Origin of the sequence: Actinomyces sp. HMSC065F12, from assembly GCF_001814535.1 — a bacterium.
Classification (GTDB): domain Bacteria; phylum Actinomycetota; class Actinomycetes; order Actinomycetales; family Actinomycetaceae; genus Pauljensenia; species Pauljensenia radingae_A.
In genome coordinates this window covers 107,020-127,827 of the sequence record NZ_KV816976.1, presented here as the reverse complement: position 1 = coordinate 127,827, position 20,808 = coordinate 107,020, and the positions used below count along the sequence as shown (strand labels likewise).

14 protein-coding genes and 1 tRNA gene are annotated in these 20,808 nt (G+C 60.3%); 4 read left to right on the top strand and 11 right to left on the bottom strand.

Going from position 1 to position 20,808, the window contains the following annotated elements; translation table 11 throughout:
• The first annotated feature begins 9 nt into the window (after positions 1 to 9).
• Both HMPREF2975_RS05705 and hrpB read left to right on the top strand, forming a co-directional pair.
• Positions 10 to 906, top strand: a complete 897-nt coding sequence (locus tag HMPREF2975_RS05705) for an aldose-1-epimerase (RefSeq protein ID WP_058237823.1) — start codon at positions 10 to 12, stop codon at positions 904 to 906.
• Complete coding sequence (gene hrpB, locus HMPREF2975_RS05700; protein WP_227469279.1) at positions 887 to 3,550, top strand: ATP-dependent helicase HrpB; 2,664 nt, start codon at positions 887 to 889, stop codon at positions 3,548 to 3,550. The genes HMPREF2975_RS05705 and hrpB overlap by 20 nt, the downstream gene beginning before the upstream one ends.
• Positions 3,551 to 3,733: 183 nt before the next feature.
• Here hrpB and HMPREF2975_RS12930 read toward each other — a convergent pair whose 3' ends face one another.
• The 11 genes from HMPREF2975_RS12930 to HMPREF2975_RS05650 all read right to left on the bottom strand — a co-directional run bounded on the left by HMPREF2975_RS12930 (position 3,734) and on the right by HMPREF2975_RS05650 (position 15,809).
• Complete coding sequence (locus HMPREF2975_RS12930; RefSeq protein WP_070726415.1) at positions 3,734 to 5,614, bottom strand: S8 family peptidase; 1,881 nt, start codon at positions 5,612 to 5,614, stop codon at positions 3,734 to 3,736.
• A gap of 141 nt (positions 5,615 to 5,755) precedes the next feature.
• Complete coding sequence (locus HMPREF2975_RS12265) at positions 5,756 to 5,962, bottom strand: hypothetical protein (protein ID WP_141757305.1); 207 nt, start codon at positions 5,960 to 5,962, stop codon at positions 5,756 to 5,758.
• A 239-nt stretch (positions 5,963 to 6,201) separates the two neighbouring features.
• Positions 6,202 to 7,041 carry an aldo/keto reductase gene (locus HMPREF2975_RS05690; protein WP_092648689.1) on the bottom strand — a complete coding sequence of 280 codons (840 nt, stop codon included), beginning with the start codon at positions 7,039 to 7,041 and terminating at the stop codon, positions 6,202 to 6,204.
• A 100-nt stretch (positions 7,042 to 7,141) separates the two neighbouring features.
• On the bottom strand, positions 7,142 to 8,596 hold the full coding sequence (gene lysA, locus HMPREF2975_RS05685; RefSeq protein WP_070726411.1) for a diaminopimelate decarboxylase: 1,455 nt from the start codon (positions 8,594 to 8,596) through the stop codon (positions 7,142 to 7,144).
• Between the two features lie 45 nt (positions 8,597 to 8,641).
• Positions 8,642 to 10,321 carry an arginine--tRNA ligase gene (argS, locus tag HMPREF2975_RS05680; RefSeq protein WP_058237002.1) on the bottom strand — a complete coding sequence of 560 codons (1,680 nt, stop codon included), beginning with the start codon at positions 10,319 to 10,321 and terminating at the stop codon, positions 8,642 to 8,644.
• 96 nt (positions 10,322 to 10,417) lie between these two features.
• A tRNA-Arg gene (locus tag HMPREF2975_RS05675) sits at positions 10,418 to 10,490 on the bottom strand.
• Between the two features lie 84 nt (positions 10,491 to 10,574).
• Positions 10,575 to 11,252, bottom strand: coding sequence for a DUF4126 domain-containing protein (locus HMPREF2975_RS05670; RefSeq protein WP_070726408.1), 678 nt, complete (start codon positions 11,250 to 11,252; stop codon positions 10,575 to 10,577).
• Positions 11,253 to 11,311: 59 nt separating this feature from the next.
• The gene (locus HMPREF2975_RS05665; RefSeq protein ID WP_070726404.1) at positions 11,312 to 12,076 is read right to left on the bottom strand and encodes a glycerophosphodiester phosphodiesterase family protein; all 765 of its coding nucleotides are present in this window, start codon (positions 12,074 to 12,076) and stop codon (positions 11,312 to 11,314) included.
• A complete protein-coding gene (locus HMPREF2975_RS05660) occupies positions 12,067 to 13,167 on the bottom strand; it encodes a M23 family metallopeptidase (protein ID WP_083314443.1) in 1,101 nt (366 codons plus the stop codon). Before HMPREF2975_RS05660 ends, HMPREF2975_RS05665 begins: the two co-directional genes overlap by 10 nt.
• A gap of 258 nt (positions 13,168 to 13,425) precedes the next feature.
• Complete coding sequence (locus HMPREF2975_RS05655) at positions 13,426 to 14,475, bottom strand: hemolysin family protein (RefSeq protein WP_070726401.1); 1,050 nt, start codon at positions 14,473 to 14,475, stop codon at positions 13,426 to 13,428.
• Positions 14,472 to 15,809 carry a hemolysin family protein gene (locus HMPREF2975_RS05650; protein WP_070726398.1) on the bottom strand — a complete coding sequence of 446 codons (1,338 nt, stop codon included), beginning with the start codon at positions 15,807 to 15,809 and terminating at the stop codon, positions 14,472 to 14,474. Before HMPREF2975_RS05650 ends, HMPREF2975_RS05655 begins: the two co-directional genes overlap by 4 nt.
• A gap of 272 nt (positions 15,810 to 16,081) precedes the next feature.
• Here HMPREF2975_RS05650 and HMPREF2975_RS05645 point away from each other — a divergent pair, with 272 nt between their 5' ends.
• Both HMPREF2975_RS05645 and HMPREF2975_RS05640 read left to right on the top strand, forming a co-directional pair.
• Entirely contained in the window at positions 16,082 to 19,864 is a 3,783-nt protein-coding gene (locus tag HMPREF2975_RS05645; RefSeq protein ID WP_083314442.1) for a multifunctional oxoglutarate decarboxylase/oxoglutarate dehydrogenase thiamine pyrophosphate-binding subunit/dihydrolipoyllysine-residue succinyltransferase subunit, read from the top strand.
• 335 nt (positions 19,865 to 20,199) lie between these two features.
• Complete coding sequence (locus HMPREF2975_RS05640; RefSeq protein ID WP_058237007.1) at positions 20,200 to 20,802, top strand: GDSL-type esterase/lipase family protein; 603 nt, start codon at positions 20,200 to 20,202, stop codon at positions 20,800 to 20,802.
• The last annotated feature ends 6 nt before the right edge of the window (positions 20,803 to 20,808 follow it).

The following is a 20,808-nucleotide window of genomic DNA, read 5'->3' as shown; positions in this document are numbered from 1 at the left end:
GTGGGAACGATGACACGCACACTTTCCGGACACGATATTGCTCTGCGCGCAGGCGCATACACCGCTCACGTGGTGTCGGTGGGAGCGGCTCTTGCTTCCCTGACGTTCAACGGCCGCGATGTCACGCTTCCGTTCGACCCGAACGTTTTGACGAAGGGCTACTTCGGCAAGACGCTGGCACCGTGGCCCAACCGCATCACCGAGGCGACGTACACGTGGAACGGTGAGCGCATGGACGTGCCGCGAAACGAAATCGAAACCGGGGCAGCTCTGCACGGGCTGGTGTCCTGGACCGACTGGACCGTCGTACACTCCGATTCTGATTCAGCGACCATGAGCACATTCCTGCCGCCGCAATACGGCTACCCCTTCGCCCTCGACCTGTCGGTGACGTACGCACTGAGCGCGGAGCGCGGCCTGAGCATCACGATCTACGCGAAGAATGTGGGCAGCGAACCTGCCCCCTATGGTTGCTCACACCACCCCTACATCACGATCGGTCAGCAGTCGATCGATGCGATGACGCTGACGGTTCCGGCCGGCAAGGTTTTCGATGTCGATAAGCGTTTGGCACCCGTCGAACTGAAAGATGTGGAAGATCTGGATCTGGATTTCCGCTCCGGGCGGCTCATCGGCAGTCAGTCGGTCGATCACGCGTTCACCGAATTGCCCGACGGCACGTGGCAAGTCAGCCTGTGTGACGAGGGTGGCTCATCCGTGTCGGTCACCTCTGACGCGCCGTGGGTTCAGGTGTACTCCGGTGATCAGCAGGGACGTATCGCCACCGCTGTTGAGCCGATGACTTGCCCGCCTGATGCGTTCAATTCCGGGATCGACCTGATCGTGCTGGAACCGGGCGAGGACTACTCGATGACGTTCATGATCAGTGCTGACTTCGTCGAGTGAGCACACTGACACTGTGACGGATCCGGGGTCGAGTGCCAGCGAGCCCCGGCGATCGCTGTTTGATCTGATCACACATCCACCGGACCTGCCTATCGTGTCAGTCCTCGATCAGGTGACGCGCGCCGCGCACCCGGGGACGTTTGCCGTCGTGTCAGCCACCGCCGGGTCCGGTAAGACGACGCTTATTGCGCCCGCTGTCGCAGCGCGCGTCAGCGGCACGGTGGTCTGCACGCAGCCGCGACGTATGGCTGCGCGCGCTTCCGCCCGACGAATCGCCTCCCTGCTGGGTGAGCGTGTGGGGGAAACGGTCGGGTTCACGGTGCGCGGCGAGCGCGCCGTCGGCCCGCACACGCGTATCGAGATGGTCACCCCTGGCGTGTTGGTGCGCCGCCTCCAGGCTCATCCGGATTTGCCGGGAGTGAGTGCCGTAATTCTGGACGAGTTCCATGAGCGTGCGCTCGACTCTGATCTGGCCCTGGCGTTCCTGCTCGATGTACGGCAGACACTGCGTGAGGATCTGACGATCTTCCTCACCTCGGCAACGCTGGATATGGCGCCGACACTGACTTTCGTCCGCGCCCACGCCTGCGAGTGCGAGGGTGCAGATGTCATGACGATTGAGGCGCCGGGCGTGCTGTTTCCACTGGAACAGTCGTGGGCGCCTGCCGCACCGAGCGTTTCTGCTCTCGCACCTGTCGGTGGCAGTGGTCGAGTGGGAGTAAGTCGAGAGTTCCTGGCTCACATGGGTCGCGTTGTCGATGAGACTGTGCAGCGCACCAGCGCAGATGTCCTGGTCTTTGTGCCAGGTGCACGCGAGATCCGCATGCTGATTGATGAGTTGCGTGCGCGTCTGCGAGGCGACGTGGAGATAGTGCCTCTGTTGTCTGCTCTGTCGGCGGCCGAGCAGGACCGTATCCTGACACCTGTGCCTGAGGGCTGCGAGCGACGGCGACGCGTCATCGTGTCCACGTCGATCGCTGAATCGTCACTGACTGTTCCCGGAGTGCGCGTCGTTGTTGATTCTGCGCTGGCTCGCCACCCGTCCATCGACCCGGCACGCGGTGTCACCACCCTGGTCACAGTGCCAGCGTCACGAGCTGAGATGGTCCAGCGTTCAGGGCGTGCAGCCAGGCTCGGCCCTGGCTGGGCGGTGCGGTGCTGCGCGGAAAATGAGTGGGCGCGCCGCCGGCAGACCCCGGCCCCGGAAATCGTGGAGTCTGATCTGACTGATGCACTGTTGCAGTGCGCGGTGTGGGGCGTGCGCGACTTTGCTGACTTGCCGTTGATGGATCAGCCCCCCTCGGGCAATGTCCAGGCTGCTCGCGAGGCGCTGGTCGCTATCGGGGCGCTCGACACTGAGGGCGCGCCCACACCTCATGGCGAGATGATTGCGCGACTGCCGGTCGCACCCTCGCTTGCTCACGCACTGGCAGCCTGCGCGCCGGTCATCGGGGTGGAGGCCGCGTGTGAGTGTGTTGCGATCATTGATGAGCAGATTCGCTGTGACAACGCCGATCTTGCTGCCAGCGTGCGCCGTCTGCGCCACTCCTCGCACGCCGAGTGGTCGCATATACGCGACCAGTCGGCGCGACTGACACGCCTCATGGGTCGATACGCTGCCGACATGTCGCGCCACGCACCTGCAGATCAGCTCAGCCGTGATGACCAGCTTGCCCTCGTCGCGGCCACCGCTCACCCGCAGTGGATCATGCGTAGGCGCCGCGATTCTCCCTTGTCCTACCAGTCGGTGTCCGGTCTGGGAGCGTCCCTGCCCGCCACCAGTCCCCTCGCCGGACAGCAGTGGCTGGCGGTGAGCGATATGACACGGCCGTCAGGCAGTTCAACCGCGCTGATCCGGGCGGCGCTCCCCCTCAGCGAGGATGATGCGCTGGGGTGTGCGGGCGCCCTTGTCCATGAGGACACGCGCGCCTGGTATGATCCGGCAGCACAGCGATTTCGCGGCGAACAGGCCACCATGCTGGGTGCTATTCGACTCGCGTCACGGTCACTCAGGACGCTGCCACCGCAGACTGTTCAAGATCTCATGGAGCAGGTCTTGAATGAGCACGGAATGTCAGCGCTGACGTGGACACCGACCGCCGTGCAGTTGCGTGCCCGCATGGCAGCGCTTCACGAGACTGTCACAGATCCGTGGCCGGATGTGTCGGATGCAGCATTGGCCTCGAGTTTTCCGCAGTGGGGAGCTGAGGATTTACCTGCCTTGGCTTCGGGAAAACCACTGACCAGCATCGATACGATGCGACTGTTGCGTTCGCTGTTGCCCTGGCCTCAGGCTGCGCGACTGGATGAACTGACTCCGCCCGATATTGAGATTCCAACGGGAGCACGTCGGCGCATTGAGTGGACTGAGAACGGGCCGACGCTCACGCTGCGAGTCCAGGAAGCATTCGGGTGGACGTCTACGCCCAGATTCGTCGACGGCCGAGTTCCGCTGATTATTCACCTAACCGATCCGGCCGGTCGTCCGGTGGCGATCACTTCCGATCTTGCGTCGTTTTGGGCTGGTCCCTACCAACAGGTTCGCTCCGAGCTTCGCGGCCGGTACACGAAGCATGCCTGGCCTGAAGACCCCCTGTCGGCTACTCCCAGCTCGCGCGCAAAGGGACGAGGGCGATCCCGCTGAGAGTGTTGAACGGCGGTTGTTGAACGCCGAGGGTTCGCCGGGGCTGCTCAAAGAGCGAAGGATTCCCGCCGGCGCTGCCTGTGGTGGCCTGGACAGACAACGTGGCGCCCACACCACACGGTGCAGGCGCCACGTGTGAGTGCGACATCGGATGCGGTTGCACCCGGTGCCATCCTCACTAAATCAGGAACGCGTCATGCGTCGCGAAGCTGTCAACGCTCCAGCCCCAGCAAGCGCAAGACCGGCCAGTGCCATCGCGGGCACCGATGCGCCGGTACGGGCAACGCTGGGCTTTGCACTGTATGCAGCTGGCTGCTTATTTTGCTCGTCGTGCTTGCGGGTCGTGTCCAGAGTTCCCTGAACAGCCACCGTCACATCGTCATCAGCACGCGCATCGTTATTACGTCCCCACGCGTCGACTGCAACATTCAGCTTCCTGTCCGCAGTGAATGCCTGAGCGACTTTCAACTCAGCTTCCAGAAAGGCAACTTGCGAGTCGAAGGCGCCAGTCCCGTCAAGGGTGGCCACGGACCGACCGTTGACTCGCAAAGCAGCTTTCGTGTAGGGCCCGGAGACTGCTGCACGAATCCTGACGTACTCACCCTGGGGAGCAACTTTCTCATCCGCAATGGCCTTCCACGACTGGCTCTCAGAGTCCCAGTACTCCACTCCCGCAACCGTCGGCTGAGGCTGATTCACTGTGACAGCAGCCAGTGCGTCCACCAGACCGGTGCCGCGGTATTCCTTGCCGTCTGGCGCCTCTGCGTTGTTCGGGTCGGCCAAGACCTTGTAGCGGCCACCTGCCTGTTCACGCAGAAGGTTTGCTGCCTGGTCAGCACTCAGCGTCGGGTTAACGGACCGCAAAAGTGCTGCAACGCCTGCGGCATGTGGCGACGCCATAGATGTACCGCTCTTCGATGCGTACAGTGCAGTCTCATCCCGCCAGTAGAAACCAAGTGGAATCGTTGAGAAGATTCTCGATCCAGGTGCGGCGACATCAATAGCATTCGCGCCGTAGTTCGAGAAGGATGAGCGATTGAAGGGTCCGTCAAGCGGATCTGAACCCTCTGGCTTTTCCACCGAAGAGACCACGACCACTCCGGAAAGATCGCTGGGAAGGTCCACGCCTCCCACTGACGAGCGGTTCTCAATTGCAGCTCCAGCCACATCATTCGGGCTGCCACTGTCTGTCGTCGCGTTGTCAATGTCGCGATCGTCATTGCCGGCAGCCGAGATGTTGAGCACGTCGTGGTCGTGGGAGTAAGCAACCGCGCGAGTCACGGCCTCCAGGCCTGCAGCCTGGTTTTCTTCAGTGGGAAGCCAGTGTTCCCACGGATCGGTGAAGTATGAATTATTGGTCACCGCGATGTCGTGTTCTGCAGCCCAGATGAAGCTGCAGGTAACGTATTCGGGGTAGAACAGACCATCAGCGTTTCCTGCCTTAATCGCGGCAAGTTTCGCATGCGGTGCCACACCGTCAACGCCGATCCCGTTGTGCGCTGCAGCAATCGTTCCAGCAACGTGTGTCCCGTGATCAGATCCAGGTTTCTGGGAGGGCTGCCATGCCTCAAATGAGGTGTCAGGAATACCATTGTGAGCGCATCCAACGGATTTGCTCTGATCGATCTGGTCCTTGAGGTCTTCGTGGGTTCCATCGATACCGGAGTCGATGACACCAACCGTGACCGGCTCAAGCATGACATCGACGGCCGCTGCCTGGTCGGCACGGACAGCCTTCAGACCCCACGCTTTTTCGGATTGAGGATCGGGTGTGTACTCCTGGTCCAGTTCACTGTTCTTTTCAAGCTGGCTGCGACCCGTCATCCTCGTCGATGTGCCTGGCTGCCCTGACGGGGCTGAGTCTTGAGCCGCTTCCACGACAATCTCGTCACCTTTAACCTTGGCGTAGCGGGTGGGTCCGACGTTTGTCAACGGCACCTTCTTGTCGGCCAGTGTCGTGCGCACGTGCTCCGCAAAGTTTCTGTCAGCTGTCTGAGCAAAGAATGAATCGATCTGCGGGTACTGCTGCAGGATCACGGCACCCGTGTCACGCACGGCCGCCACGGCAGCGTTAAACTGATCTGAACTGACGCCGCGCTTGAGGTTAATCGCAAAATTCTGGACGTAGGGAACACCTGGCTCAGGATCGCTCGCATCGTTCGCCTGGGGGGTTCCCTCGTCTGCCGCCCTGTCTGTTGCGGCCGGCTAGTTCGCCGCTACTGGCTGTCCTGACTGGGCGCCATCAGGTGACTGAGGGGCATCTCCAGATTGAGCAACTTCCACTTCTGCACCGTCGTCAGCTGGTGTTCCAGGCTGGGCTCTGCCCACTCCCGTGACGACACCAGCGCTGGCCACGCCAAGAGCAACCGTCACTGCTGTCAGCCGGGCAGCCCGCGTTACATTACGCTGCACACGCATTCTTGACCTCACTTTTACCATGTTGAAAGAAATCTGAGAGTTTGACTTCAGATAAACCGCAGGTTAAGTGAGATGCATTCAAGAAAGGCGCAAGGTTTCACATTCTGATTAGTTTGTCCACAACGTGATCACACACTACAGGTGTCAATATCTTCTGGTCTAAACTACGCCTGAACTGCCGCGACACACAACAACCCCTACGCAACACGCAGTTCTGCCAGTTTAAACGCTCTTTACTCAAATTCGTCCGGATGCGCCCCGATGCGGCCACTTTCACTGTGGAGGGCATCGATCGCCTCCAAGTCAGTTTCCGGCAGGCTCACACCAGCTGCAGCCAGGTTTTCCTCCATGCGCTCAGGCGACGTGGTCTTGGGAATGACCACGCGACCACGTTGCATATGCCACGCCAGAACAGCCTGCGCCGCGGTGACACCGGCACGCTCAGCGATGTCGAGGATCACCGGGTCCTCGAGGTCGCGCGCCTGGCCCAACGGTGAGTACGCTTCGATGACCATCCCCCGGTTACGAGCATCGGACAATACGTCAGGCTGCGAGAAAGACGGATGAACTTCGGTTTGTAAGATCACCGGTGTCACGCCCGTCTCGTCGCGTAGACGGTCGAGGTGATGAGGCAGAAAGTTGGAGACGCCCAGCGCGCGCACGGCTCCCGTGTTGAGCATGCGGATCATGGAACGCCACGTTTCGACAAAAAGATCTTTCGAGGGAACCGGCCAGTGAATCAGATACAGGTCGATGACATCGAGACCAAGCGCACGTCGGGAATTATCCAGCGCCTCAATGGCTCGGTCAGCACCGTGATCGCTATTTTGCAACTTCGTCGTCACGAAAATATCGGAACGCTCCAGACCTGAACGTCGAATCGCCTTACCAACGCCGGCTTCATTGTGATATCCAGCGGCAGTGTCGATGTGCCGATATCCCGCCTCGATCGCCTGTTCGACCCGTTCTGCAGTTTCCTCAGGCGGTATTTGGTAGGTACCAAAACCAACTTGCGGGATGGTCATTCCCTGTTTCAACACAATGTCATTCACGTGAGAGGTCGAATCAGCCATGCATCGACCATAACGCACTGCGCCGCTGGTGCAAGTGGCATTGACGTAATAGGGCGCACAGCTGCCAGTGATCCTGAAGCTTCACCCAGCTTCACGCAGGTCAGGCGAGGCCCACGTCGCAGGCCAGTAGATCTTCCACGCTTTGGGAACGCACGATAACCTCAGCATTCCCGTCGCGCACGGCCACAACGCCTGGCCGCGGCACCATGTTGTAATTCGACGCCATCGACCAGCCATAGGCTCCCGTCGCCAGCACCACCAGCAGGTCACCGCGATGCAGGTCAGCGGGCAGGTCGACGTCCTTCACGACGATGTCACCGGACTCGCAATGCTTTCCAACCACTCGGCAGCGCACCAGCGGAGCACTAAGCCGCCGATTCGCCAGCGTGACGGAATATTCCGCGTCGTACAGTGCGGGTCGAATATTGTCCGACATTCCCCCGTCGACAGCCACGTAGCGGCGCACCAGATCGCCACTGACCTGCACGTCCTTCACCGCACCCACCGTGTACACGGTGACCGTTGTCGTGCCGATCACGGAGCGTCCTGGCTCCACGCTCACTCGCGGGACTGGTTCGTGATAACGCTCAGCTTCTGCTCGAACGGTTGTAGCCAATTCACGCGCCACCTGCGCAGGTGTGGGTGGAATCGGGTCGGTTGACGTATAGGCGATGCCCAGTCCCCCACCCAGATCGATGTCATCGACGAGGACACCCAGTTCCTCATGAATCCTGTGGCGGAAAGCCATGACTATCCGTGCGGCGTGGGCAAAAGGCTCAGCCTGAGCGATCTGCGAGCCGATATGGTTATGCAGACCCACCAGCGTCAGGTTCGGAGCATCCAGAATCGCACGGACGACGCTCATCGCATCGTCACCTGCCACCGATAGACCAAATTTCTGGTCTTCGTGGCTGGTTTGAATCATCTCGTTGCCACCTGCATGGATGCCGGTCTTCACTCGAACCATGACACGCCCTGTCACGCCGCTCTCGGCCGCAATGCGTTGAATCTGATCCACTTCACCAGGTGAGTCCACGAAGATGCGGGCAATGCCTCGGCCGTTACCAGCAGTGAGCGCCACACGGATTTCCTCGTCCGACTTATTGTTCCCATGCAGGCCGATGCGCTCGGGGTCCACGCCGCTGCGCAGCGCACTGGTCAACTCCCCGAAGGTGGAGGTGTCGATGCCCATGCCACGTTCAGTGGCGGTGCGGGCCACGTGGGAGCACATGAAAGCCTTGGCGGCATAGAATGCGTCGCCACCGTTCATGCCGTATCCGTCCCAGAATTCCTCGGTCATGGTGGACGCCCACATACGAGCGCGAGCCTGAAGGTCGCGGTCATCCAGAACAAAAAGCGGCGTGCCGAACTCTTCGGCCATCTCCGTCAGCGCGCACCCACCGATTTCGATGACACCATCATCTGTGCGGCGAGCTGACCACGGCCACATGTCCGCACGCTCGGAAGGCTCGGGACAGACGAGGGTACCAACGGTTGCTTTTGCTGGCACGCTGGGGATCAGAGTCAGGTCGTCCTGTGCATCATGTGCTGACATCGTGGTCCTCTTTCTCGATTCCTGGCGCTGGACAAGCTGCGCGCACTACATGCGCTCAGGGGCGCTCACTCCCAGCAGTGCCAGTCCGTTACGCAGAACCCGCGTCACCGCATCGTTGAGCCACAGGCGGGCCACGTGGGACTCGGTCACGTCCTCGTCAGCGCGAGGGGTGACGCGGCACTGCCCGTACCATGCGTGGTACGTCGCAGCAAGTTGTTCGAGGTAACGGGCCACACGATGAGGTTCACGCATTGAAGCGGCCTGCGCAACAAGCGCCGGGAATGTGGCGAGCACTCCGAGCAGTTCACTGTCGGCAGGATGGTCCAACGCGGACGGGTCGAATCCGGCGTCTCGGCTGACACCGTGTTCAGCTGCATTACGCGCCACGTTGCAGGTTCTGGCGTGTGCGTACTGCACGTAGTAGACAGGGTTTTCGTTTGTGTGCGAGGACAGCAGGTCCAGGTCGATGTCCACGTTTGAATCCATCGATACGCGCACCAGTGAGTAGCGTGCGGCGTCAACGCCCACAGCATCCACCAGGTCATCAAGGGTGACGATCGTGCCGGCTCGTTTCGACATGCGCACCGGTTGTCCGTCCTTGACCAGGTTGACCATCTGGCCGATCAGGATCTGCATGTTGACACCTGGCTTGTCACCAAATGCTTCGCACATGGCCATCATGCGGCCGATGTAGCCGTGGTGGTCAGCGCCGAGCAGGTAGATTGCTGCGTCTGCTCCGCGGGAGCGCTTATCCAGGTAGTAGGCCACGTCGCCTGCGAAGTAGGCAGCCTGGCCGTCCGACTTGATGAGGACGCGGTCTTTGTCATCACCGTAATCGGTGGTGCGCAGCCAGACGGCGCCATCCTCGTCAAACACTTCGCCGCGTTCGCGCAGGATTTCGATGGCACGTGTGACGGCTCCGGAGGTGTGCAGGGAGTCTTCGTGGAAGAACACGTCAAATTCGGCGCGGAAGGCGCGCAGGCGATCCTTGATCTGCGCGAACATCAGGTCAACGCCGCGAGCGCGAAATGCCTCGACAGCCTCTTCATCCGGCAGTGTGGCAGGATCAGGCTCCCCTGCTGCCGCCGCATCGTGACGCACCTGGTCTGCGATGTCCTGAATGTACTGGCCGCCATACCCGTCCTCGGGCGCTTCCTGACCGCGAGCGCGCGCCACCAGTGAGCGGGCGAAACGGTCAATCTGGGAGCCGTGATCGTTGAAATAGTATTCGCGCGTGACTTCTGCGCCGCTCGCGCTGATCAAGCGGGCCAGCGAGTCGCCCACGGCCGCCCAGCGTGCGCCACCCAGATGAATCGGGCCGGTCGGGTTGGCCGAGACGTATTCGAGGTTGATATGCGTGCCGGCAAGTGAGTCGTTGCGCCCATATGCTTCGCCTGCTTCCACGATGGTGCGCGCAAGCTCGCCGGCACTGGCTGCGGCCAGTCGGATGTTAATGAATCCCGGACCTGCGATCTCAACGCTGTCGATCCCCTCGTTCTCACGCAGTGCGTCTGCCACGACGGTGGCCAGGGCACGCGGCGCGGTGTGTGCTTTCTTGGCCAGTTGCATCGCAACGTTGGATGCCCAGTCTCCGTGTTCGCGTTGCCGAGGGCGTTCCACGGTCACTGTTTCAGGGATGTCAGCCTCATCCAGGGTGATGGTGCCGGCGTGGGCGGCATCGCGCACAATACGCGTGATCAGTGCAGAAAGTTCTTCAGGCGTCATGGTTCAAGATTAGACGGCATCGGCACCGTGCTTCCACTCGTTACCGCACTGTGGCGCACCCCGCGTTCAATCTCTCATTGAGCGCCTGCCTGTGAGCGCCCCGAACAGGACTCGAACCTGCGACCTTCTGCTCCGGAGGCAGACGCTCTATCCGCTGAGCTATCGGGGCCAACGCCTGTCGAGTTTAGCACTTCCGCCTGCAGTGGCGCTCCCCTGCTCACGCGCACAGCCAGTGGAAAGGATCACCCGGCATTTAGTCGCGCGTAGGCCGCCCTCGTGCATCGTTGAGATTGTCGAGGGTGTCCGCGTCGCTGATGATCTCTCGTTCGTGACGACCTAATCGCGGGACGCGCTGTAGGGAGCGGCGCACCGTCACGATCGCCCACGCCATGAATGCGATGACAATGACGACCAGGATCAGAGCAATGATGGGTGCGACCACGGCGAGCAGTGAGATCCCCAGGGACGCCGTGTCCTCGCCTGCGGAGATGAACGGAGTGGCCAGGCCTGCGGTTGTCACATTGGCGATCGGACGTGCGGATGCTTTCGTCAGGTGGACGACCAGCGCGATCACCAGTCCGATGACGATGGGCAGCCAGTTGGACGTGTCGGCAAAAAACGAGTCCGGGTCGTTGGTGGCAACCGTTTGTGCACCCACACCAGAGGCGAAGACAATGCCACCGGATGCCGGCCGAATGAATGTGTGCACGATGTCGTTGACCGAATCGAGGGCCGGGATCTTGTCAGCGACGACTTCGACGACCAGAAGGACTGCGAGGATTCCCAGCGACCACCATGATGACAGCCAGTTCCACGCGGGCGGCAGATTCACCCACGACGTGAATTTGTCCAGTGCGCCCATGATGAGCAAGGGAATGTACGCGTTCAGGCCGGCAGCACTTGACAGGCCGGTGGCAGTCAGAATCTCCATAGGTTGATTTTCGCACCGCCGGACGTCGCATCGCTACTTCTGTGTGCAGTAACCAAATGTCAGAGGCGCGCGAGTTCCAGGGCCATCGTGGGCCGGTCGGTAATAATGCCGTCGACTCCCATTCGCCTGACGTGTTCAATATCCGCGGCAGCGTTCAGTGTCCACACGTGGACAGCCAGGCCATGTCGGTGTGCCGTGGCAATGAAACGCGGCGTGACCACGCGAATCCCTCTAAATGCCAGTGGTACTTGTGCGGCAAGCACTCCCTGGTCAGGTCCAGGAACGTTCCATGTGCGCGCACTTGAGGCGGTCGAAGCTGCGCCCATGAGCCTCGCGATCCCTGACATTCCCAGCGACGTGGAAGCGAAGGGGCGGGCGTGGCGAACGCGGCGCAGACGCGGCTCACTGAACGAGGCTAGGACAACTCGATCCCATGCCTCTGCCTGATCAATGACATGGATCAGCGGGTCGACAACCTCATCAACCTTTGCATCAATGTTCCATCGCGCCAGCGGCAGTTTGCTCAGCACGTCTTCGAGTCGTTCAACCGGCTCACCGTTGGCCGTATCAAGGCTGCGGATCTGGTCGAACGTACGTTGCGCAATAGTGACCGGTTCACCGTGTGTGACCTGTATGGAGGGGTCGTGGTGGACGACAACGACACCGTCCAGTGTCAGGTGCACATCGGTTTCCTGGTGGATCACGCCCGCGTCAATGGCTCCGCGGAAGGCGCGCATCGTATTTTCGGGCCTCTCGTCAGCTCCGCCTCGGTGAGCGATGATGAGTGGTCCTCGCTCATCTGCCCGCTGGGAATTTACTGACATACCTGATCCAGGAAATGTGCCTGATGCTCCGGCATCCACTGCATCGGATCGACCGGCGTGTCATCTGCCGTACGGATTTCAAAGTGCAGGTGCGGCCCTGTGGACCATCCTTCATTGCCCACCGCACCGATCACCTGTCCGGCCGTCACGGTGTCGCCTTCCTTCACCAGCACGTCACTGGAACTCTGATGGGCATAAGCCGAGTAGTACACGGTTCCGTCAGGGAGGCGGTGCTCAATACGCACGTAGGATCCTGAGCGGGAGTCCTGGCTGAATTCGACAACCGTGCCGTCAGCAATCGCGTGGATTGGCTCTCCCAGCGTGGACGCCATATCAACGCCTTCATGCATGAGGAGTTGGCCTGAGATGGGTGAGACGCGCATGGAGAACGGTGAGGTCACTTCGTAGCTGCCCTGCTTCAATGGCCACATGACATTGGCAGATTCACGCACCGCACGGTTTCCGTCAGCGGCACCTTCTGCCTGCACACACGGGTCGACGTCCAGTGGCTGGCGTGCGCGTGAACGAGATGCGGCACCGGCGTACGCCTCGAGCGTCCCAGCATGCGTGGTCGTGTTTCCGATCGTCGCCCAGCTGGTCTGAGCAGGCCCGCTGTAGGTGGCTGCGACCGGCTGGTCGGACACATCCTGCGGGCTGAGGAATGCACTCAGCGGGATCGCAATTCCAATAGTGGCGACAGCCAGGACGCTGAGAGCCAGCGGTTTGCGGGTGCGTAGGCGGCTCGACGGCGCATTATTCTGCCTCGTATAGGATGTCGTGGTGCGTCGCACGCGTCGTGAACGTGTTGGACGAGCGTGGCGATCAGCCCGTTTGGGCAGCGCGTCCAGTCCGACCAGAGCCTCATTTCGCGAGGTGTCAGCCGCTTCGTCGTCGATTGACGAGGGCGACGCGTCCGCATGCAGCGAGCGGCGAGATGGGAAAGGTGAGATCACGCTGAGCGCGTCGATGGACTCAGGGCGTGTGTGCTGGTGGATCGTGCTGCGACGAGGAAACGGGGAGGCGATAGTGTGACCCTGTTCAGGTACCGTGTGTGGCGCATCGATTTGCGGTGTCAATTCCGCAGATCCCATGCCCGTTCCTTCCTGAATTCCACAGATATCGCCCTCGACGCATCGTCTTGTCGATTGCGCCGCATAGCACTGACGTCAATATAACCCGCGACAGCTCTGATCACAAAACTATAACGGCCTGTGACCGAGACTAGCTGATGCACTGCCAGATGGGAAGCCTAATCCGCGCGAGACGCACGGGTCATTCATCACATCAGGTCGCCAGTGGGCACCATCACGCACGTTGCACTCCCCCGCCGAGATCTCTGCCGCACAGTGTCACCCGAGCTGTCCGCGCTGCAGGGAATCCCTGACTTCACCGACCAGGTCTTCGAGTATGTCCTCCAAGAACAATACACCGATGACTGCCCCCGATTCCCCCATCACCAGTGCACAGTGTGTCCCCGACTTCTGCATGCGTCGCAGGGCGTCTTCCACCTCGTCATTTTCATGGACGCGATCCATCTTCCGGATCCTCCATGCGGTGATCGGCTCCAGACGCTCCTTTTCAGTATCGGCATAGAGGATGTCCTTGAGGTGAATGTAGCCGATGATTTCGTCGCCGTCTCCAGTCACCGGGAAGCGTGAGAATCCCGTTTGCGCCACGAGGCGCTCGACATCGTTGGGTGTCGCGTCGCGAGGAACCGTGATCAGATCGTCGAGGGCGACCATGTCCGACTTTGCGGTTTCTTCAGAAAACTCGAGTGCTCCGCTGAGCAGTCCCAGGTCGTCCGAGATTGTTCCTTCGCGCTCCGACAGCTTGACGATCGAAGCGACTTCTTCGACGGTGAAGGTCGCGGAAATTTCCGACTGTGGCTCGATTCCGCGGATCTTCAGGAACCAGTTCGCTGCGTTGTCCATTGCATGGATTACACCGTGCAGTACGTGTCCCATCGCGACGAGCGGCGGAGCCAATATCAGCAGCGCGGTGTGCGGCATGGCGATCGAGATGTTCTTCGGCACCATTTCCCCGAACACCACATGCGCGAACAGGACGATCAGGAGGGCCACAACAAACGCGACAACGTGAGCGCTTGCTGACGGCATTCCGATTGCCACCAGCGGGTCGTGAATGAGGTGCGCGATCGCCGGTTCAGCAACGAATCCCAGTGACGTGGAGGCCACCGTAATACCCAGCTGGCAAATTGCCAGCATGAGGGAGACATGTTTGAGCGCGTACATCGCCTGCTTGGCGCCGCGCACGCCTTTGTCACGCAGAGGCTCAATCTGTGATCGCCTGGTCGAGGTGGTGGCGAACTCACCCGCCACGAAGAACGCGTTGATGGCCAACAGCAATATGGTCAGAAAGATGCCAAGTGCGGGGCTCATATCAGCTCATCCTCCTGCTCCTGGTCATCGGTCTGGGGAGGCTCCACTTCAATTTGCGTGACGCGCCGGCCCTGCATCTGCGTGACAGTCAGGCGCACACGATCGACCACCACTGTGTCGCCTGTTTCGGGGACGCGACCAATATTGTCAATGATCAGCCCAGCCAGGGTTTCGTAGCCGCCCTCGTCGGGGACGATAATTCCGAGCCGGTCGGCCAGCTCGTCGGGCCGCAGCCTGCCGGGCACCAGGTATGTGCCGTCAACTTGGGTGCGTATACCGAGGCGACGATGATCATGCTCGTCGGATACCTCTCCGACGATTTCTTCCACGACGTCTTCCAGGGTGACGATGCCGGCAACTCCGCCATACTCGTCCACCACAACAGCCATCTGCAGGCCCTCTTCACGCAGGTGAAGCAGCAGCGGAGCTAGAGACATCGTCTCGGGCACTTTCGGGGCGGGGTTGAGCAGAGAGGACGACAGGACGGACACGTCAGAGCGTTTCTCCCACGGCACAGCAACCGCGCGGCGCAATGAGACAAAACCGAGCACGTCATCACTGTCATCACCAATGACGGGGAAACGCGAGTGACCAGTTTCTTTCGACAGTGCCACGACGTCAGCAGCTACCGCGTCGGATCCAAGCGTGCACAGCAGTCCTCGATCGGACATCACGTCCACGGCGGAGAGCTGACCGACTCGAATAGAGTTCGTGAACAAAGATGCGGTGGAGGTGTCCAGTGTTCCTTCTTCTGCGCTGTGACGCACGAGGGCGGCCAGTTCGGACGCCGACCGGGCAGAGGAGATCTCTTCCTGGGGTTCAATGCCTATTAGCCGCAAAATCGCGTTCGCTGTGCCGTTGAGCAGGAAGATGATCGGTTTGCAGATCCACGTGAACGCCATCTGGAATGGCACCACCATACCGGCGGTTTTCAGCGGGTGCGCCAGAGCAAGGTTCTTGGGCAGCAGCTCACCGAAGAGCATCGAAAATGCATTGATGAGCACGGCTGAGACGAGTACGCCAATCGTTCCGGCAATGGCGCTGGCTAATCCCACGGATATCAGGCCGTCGTTGATCAGTCGGGTCAGAACCGACTGGGTTGTATAGCCCAGCAAAATAGTTGTCAGCGTGATTCCGACCTGGGAACCAGATAGCTGGGTGGACAACGTGCGTGTGGCTTTCAGGACTTGTGCTGCGCGCTTATCGCCTGCTGATGCTCGCCGTTCGACGGATGCCTGGTCAAGTGCAACCAAGGAAAACTCGGAGGACACAAAGATGAAGGTGCCGAATGTCAGCACAACTCCGAGCAGCAAGAAAATGATGTTTAAAACCACGAGGCAACCTCATGTGTGTGCGACTGACTGGGCACACCGCTAGGCATCATTAAAGTGAATGTCAAGGGGCAACTGTCACTGTCCATGATGACCAATAGTGTACAGGCAAATGTTCGGGCATGAACAGTGGTGGACATGCGGCGCGGCCACCCTCGTACCGATATGTAAAGGAATAGACAAGTATTGGGTGGGTATTTGGCCAGCACACGCACAGTTTGACAAAAACTCGATAAATTATCTCAATATCGAGAGACTTCCCCACAAAACCCTCTATGCTGGAGGCGAGCAAACCTCACGTTTCCACGATAGGAGTGACCACGGTGGACGCCTCCGATCAACACGAATCAACTCATGAGTCCGAAAAGGATCAGCAGTGGTGGATTGACCACATGAGGGTCCAGTACGACGAGGATCCCAGTTCAGTTGACGACGCCTGGCGCGAGTACTTCAAGGCTGTCGACGCCCTCGAAAAGGCTGACGAAGCCGATGTGCGCGTCACAGCTGAAGAGGACATACAAGCCAGCGAACCGGACGGCGACGAAGCCGACCAGACTTCGGCAAGTGACGTTGCCGACGAGTCGGAGGAAGAGCGTCCAGCCAACACGATGCTGGTCACACGATCCGACCTTCCTCCCGCACCACTGGCGCAGACCAGTGAAGCCACCTCGCCCTACACGCGCATGACGGCGGCGCGCGCGGCCACTGAGCTCAATGAGGATGCGCGGACCGAAGATCGTACCGATCTGTTGAAGGGCATTGCACGGGCAACGGCGAAAAACATGGACCAGTCGCTGACGATTCCGACCGCCACATCTGCCCGCCAGGTACCGGCAAAACTGCTGATCGAAAACCGTTCACTGCTCAACCGCCACTTGGCTCGCACGACCGGCGGCAAGGTCTCGTTCACTCACCTGATCGGATACGCGCTGGTGGAAGCCATGTGCGAGATGCCGTCAATGAACGTGCGCTACTCCACCGACAAGAAGGGCCGGCCGCAAATTGAGCGTCTCGCGCACGTCGGTTTCGGGCTGGCGATCGACGTGGCGCAACCCAACGGGAAGCGCTCGCTGATGGTGCCGGTCCTGCAGGAAGCGGACACACTGACATTTCTCGAGTTCGTTGCCGCCTATAACGACACGGTGCGTCGTGCTCGCGATGGTGAACTGACCCCGGATGATTTCCAGGGCGGCACCGTGACCCTGACGAATCCCGGCACGATCGGCACCACGACATCTGTTCCGCGCCTGATGACAGGTCAAGGACTCATCGTCGGTGTCGGCGCGACGAACTACCCCGCCGAATTCGCGGGCGTGTCCCCTCGCCGTCTGGCTCAGCTCGGCATCGGCAAGACGATGTTCCTGTCCTCCACCTATGACCATCGCATTATTCAGGGTGCGGCATCCGGCGAGTTCTTGCGGTTGATGGACAACAAGCTGTCCGGCAAGGACGGATTCTGGGATCGCGTCTTCGATACCTATCATGTCCCCCACCCGCCTTATCACTGGGAGCCTGATCGCGAATACGACATTGAGCGCGAAAAAGGCAAGCCTGCACGTATTGCGGAATTGATTCACGCATACCGCTCGCGCGGGCACCTTGCTGCTGACACTGACCCGCTGGCTTATCGTGTGCGGCGCCATCCTGACCTGGATATCACCAGCTACGGCCTGTCGGTGTGGGATCTGGATCGTCAGTTCCCCACAGGCGGTTTTGGCGGGGAATCCTACATGACGCTGAGGGAAATCCTCGATCGTTTGCGCGATACATATACGCGCACCATCGGCATTGAATACATGCACATTCAGGATCCTGAGCAGCGCAAATGGGTCCAAGAGCGCATCGAGAAGCCCTACTCCGTACCCTCGCCTGAGGAACAGCGCCACATTTTGTCTACTCTCAATCACGCGGAGGCTTTCGAGGAGTTCCTCCAGACCAAGTACGTCGGGCAGAAGCGATTCTCACTGGAGGGCGGCGAATCGCTGATTCCACTGCTTGATGCGATCCTGTCGGATGCAGCACAGACCGGTTTACCTGAGGTGGCTATCGGAATGGCTCACCGCGGCAGGTTGAACGTACTGGCCAACATTGCCGGCAAGTCCTACGGGCAGATCTTCTCTGAGTTTGAAGGCAACGAAAACCCGCAGGACGAAGGCTCCGGCGACGTGAAGTACCACCTGGGCACTGAAGGCGTGTTCAGCCGTGAAGACGGTGTGGCCACCAAGGTGTATCTGGCTGCAAACCCGTCGCACCTGGAGGCCGCTGACGGCGTCCTCGAAGGCATCGTGCGCGCCAAGCAGGATCAGCTCCATGACGATGATTTCTCGGTTGTGCCGATTCTGATCCACGGCGATGCCGCCTTCATTGGCCAAGGAGTCGTGCAGGAAACACTGAACCTGTCTCAGCTCAAGGGATATCGAACCGGCGGCACGATCCACCTGATCGTCAACAACCAGATCGGTTTCACAACCGGCCCGACATCGGGACGCTCAACCCGTTACCCGACGGACCTGGCCAAAGGCCTGCAGGTGCCGATCCTGCACGTCAACGGCGATGATCCCGAGTCAGTGGTGCGCATGGGACATCTGGCAATGGCCTATCGCGAGCGCTTCCATAAGGACGTGATCGTGGATCTGGTGTGCTACCGCCGACGCGGCCACAACGAGGGCGACGATCCGTCGATGACGCAACCCGTCATGTATGAACTGATCCGTCAGATTCCATCAACCCGCACCGTCTACATGCGTAACCTGATCGGACGCGAGCAGCTGACCGAAGAAGAGGTCGAAGCATCCATCAAGGAATACGAAGACGAGTTGAACAAGATCCTCACGCAGACCCGTGAGGAAGGCTGGCAGGTTCCTGAATCCCAGCTGCCTGGTCAGGGCATGATGATCGGTTGGGAATCCCCCGTTCCGGCAGGCGCCATCGAACGCATCGGTGAAGCATTCAACACCTTCCCTGATGGCTTCGTTCCCCATCCCAAGATGCTGAAGCTGTGTGAACGGCGTCAGGAAATGGCGACGGGCACGCGCCCGATCGACTGGGGCTTTGGTGAGCTGATCGCTTTGGGCTCGCTGGTCATGGAAGGAACTCCGGTGCGTTTTTCCGGACAGGACGCCCGTCGTGCAACGTTCGTCCAGCGTCACGCGGTTCTGCATGACCACAACAATGGCCGCGAGTTCACTCCGCTCAACTTCCTCACCGACGATCAGGCGATCTTCGAAATCTATGATTCACCCTTGTCTGAGTACGTCGTCATGGGATTTGAGTACGGCTACTCGGTTCAGCGTCCTGATGCGCTGGTCGTGTGGGAAGCACAGTTCGGTGATTTTGCGAATGGTGCTCAATCGGTGATCGATGAGTTCGTCAGCTCATCTGAGCAGAAGTGGGGACAACGCTCCTCGGTTGTCCTTCTGCTCCCCCACGGCTATGAGGGCCAGGGCCCCGACCACTCGTCAGCGCGCATTGAGCGTTATCTGACCTTGGCCGCTGAAAACAACATGTGGATCTGTCAGCCGTCGACACCGGCACAGCATTTCCACATGCTGCGCACGCAGGCCTACAGGCGCCCTCGTAAACCCCTCATTGCGTTCACGCCCAAGCAGCTGCTGCGTCTGCCCGCAGCCAGCTCGTCGATCGACGATTTCACGTCCGGTCACTTCCTGCCCGTCATTGGCGAGGTTGATCAGCGCGTCACCGATGTCAATCGCGTGGTGTTGTGTTCAGGCCGTCTCTACTACGACCTGGTCAAGGAACGTGAGGCGAAGGAAGCATGGTCGACTGCGATCGTGCGCGTCGAGCAGTACTACCCCAAGCCGATCGATGAGATTCGTGAGCAGCTGGATCGCTACCCGGGTGCTGAGGTTATGTGGGCGCAGGATGAGCCCCGCAACCAGGGCGCGTGGCCGTTCATGGCGCTTAACGTGTTCACCGAACTGGGCGTGCAGCCCATCGTGGTGTCGCGTCCTGCATCGGCTTCGCCTGCGGCAGGCCGGGCCTCCACCCACAAGCGCCAGCTCGCGGAACTGCTCGCCACACTCTTTGGCGAGGACTGACCTGCTCGCTTCATAGACGCCTCGTGCTCCTCGATTTGCGCCTCTCGCGCTCGAGGGGCACTTGGCATGTGAGCTCCGCTTCTGTACCATCCGCCCCGTCATCTAAGCAGGACTCTGGGCATTTAGCGCGCGGGCCTGAATCTGCGGAACTTCTTCCTCACTCCTCACAGGCCCGTGCACAGCTGGTGTGTGAACCTCGATCTGCGGAGCTTCTTCGTCGTTCCCACATGCCTTTGAACACCTGTCGCGCCAGAATCTGACCTGCCAGCTTGCGTTACATGTGATGGGCGCTGCGAGCGGCTAATCTAGTGGAAGGTGCATGAAGGAGGAAACCAGTGAAGCGCATCTGCGTGATCGGTGATGACTTGGTTGCCGGAATCGGTGACCCCCGAGCCTTGGGGTGGGTTGGACGCGTCATTGCACGTACCCGTTTTGCCTCAGCCCCCGCCGTCATGCCTCTCGCCGTTCCTGGAGAAACAACCGCAGGTCTCGCTGCCAGGTGGGAAAGTGAAGTCAACGCGCGGATTTCCTCATCCGACACATTACACATGGTGGTAGCCGTTGGTGCGGCCGACGTGCCCAGTGGGTTATCTACACCGCGGTCACGCCTGAATCTGGCCAATATTGTGGACCGTGCGCGCGAGCGCGGCATCTCCACGCTTGTGGTCGGCCCACCGCCTCTGGCCGGAGCCCAGCAGCAGCAGCTGGCGGCCCTTGACCGAGCATGTGCGGAAGTGTGTGACCGCCGGGGTATCACCTACGTGACGTGCCTGGAGCCCCTGGTCGCACATGACCAGTGGATCGCTGACATGGCCGCATCGACAGCCCGCTCCCCCCATGAGCTCACGTTGCCGGCGCAAGCCGGATACGCGCTGATGGCGTACCTGGTTCTTCACCAAGGCTGGTTTGAGTGGGTGGACGCTGACCCGATGCCGTAACAACCT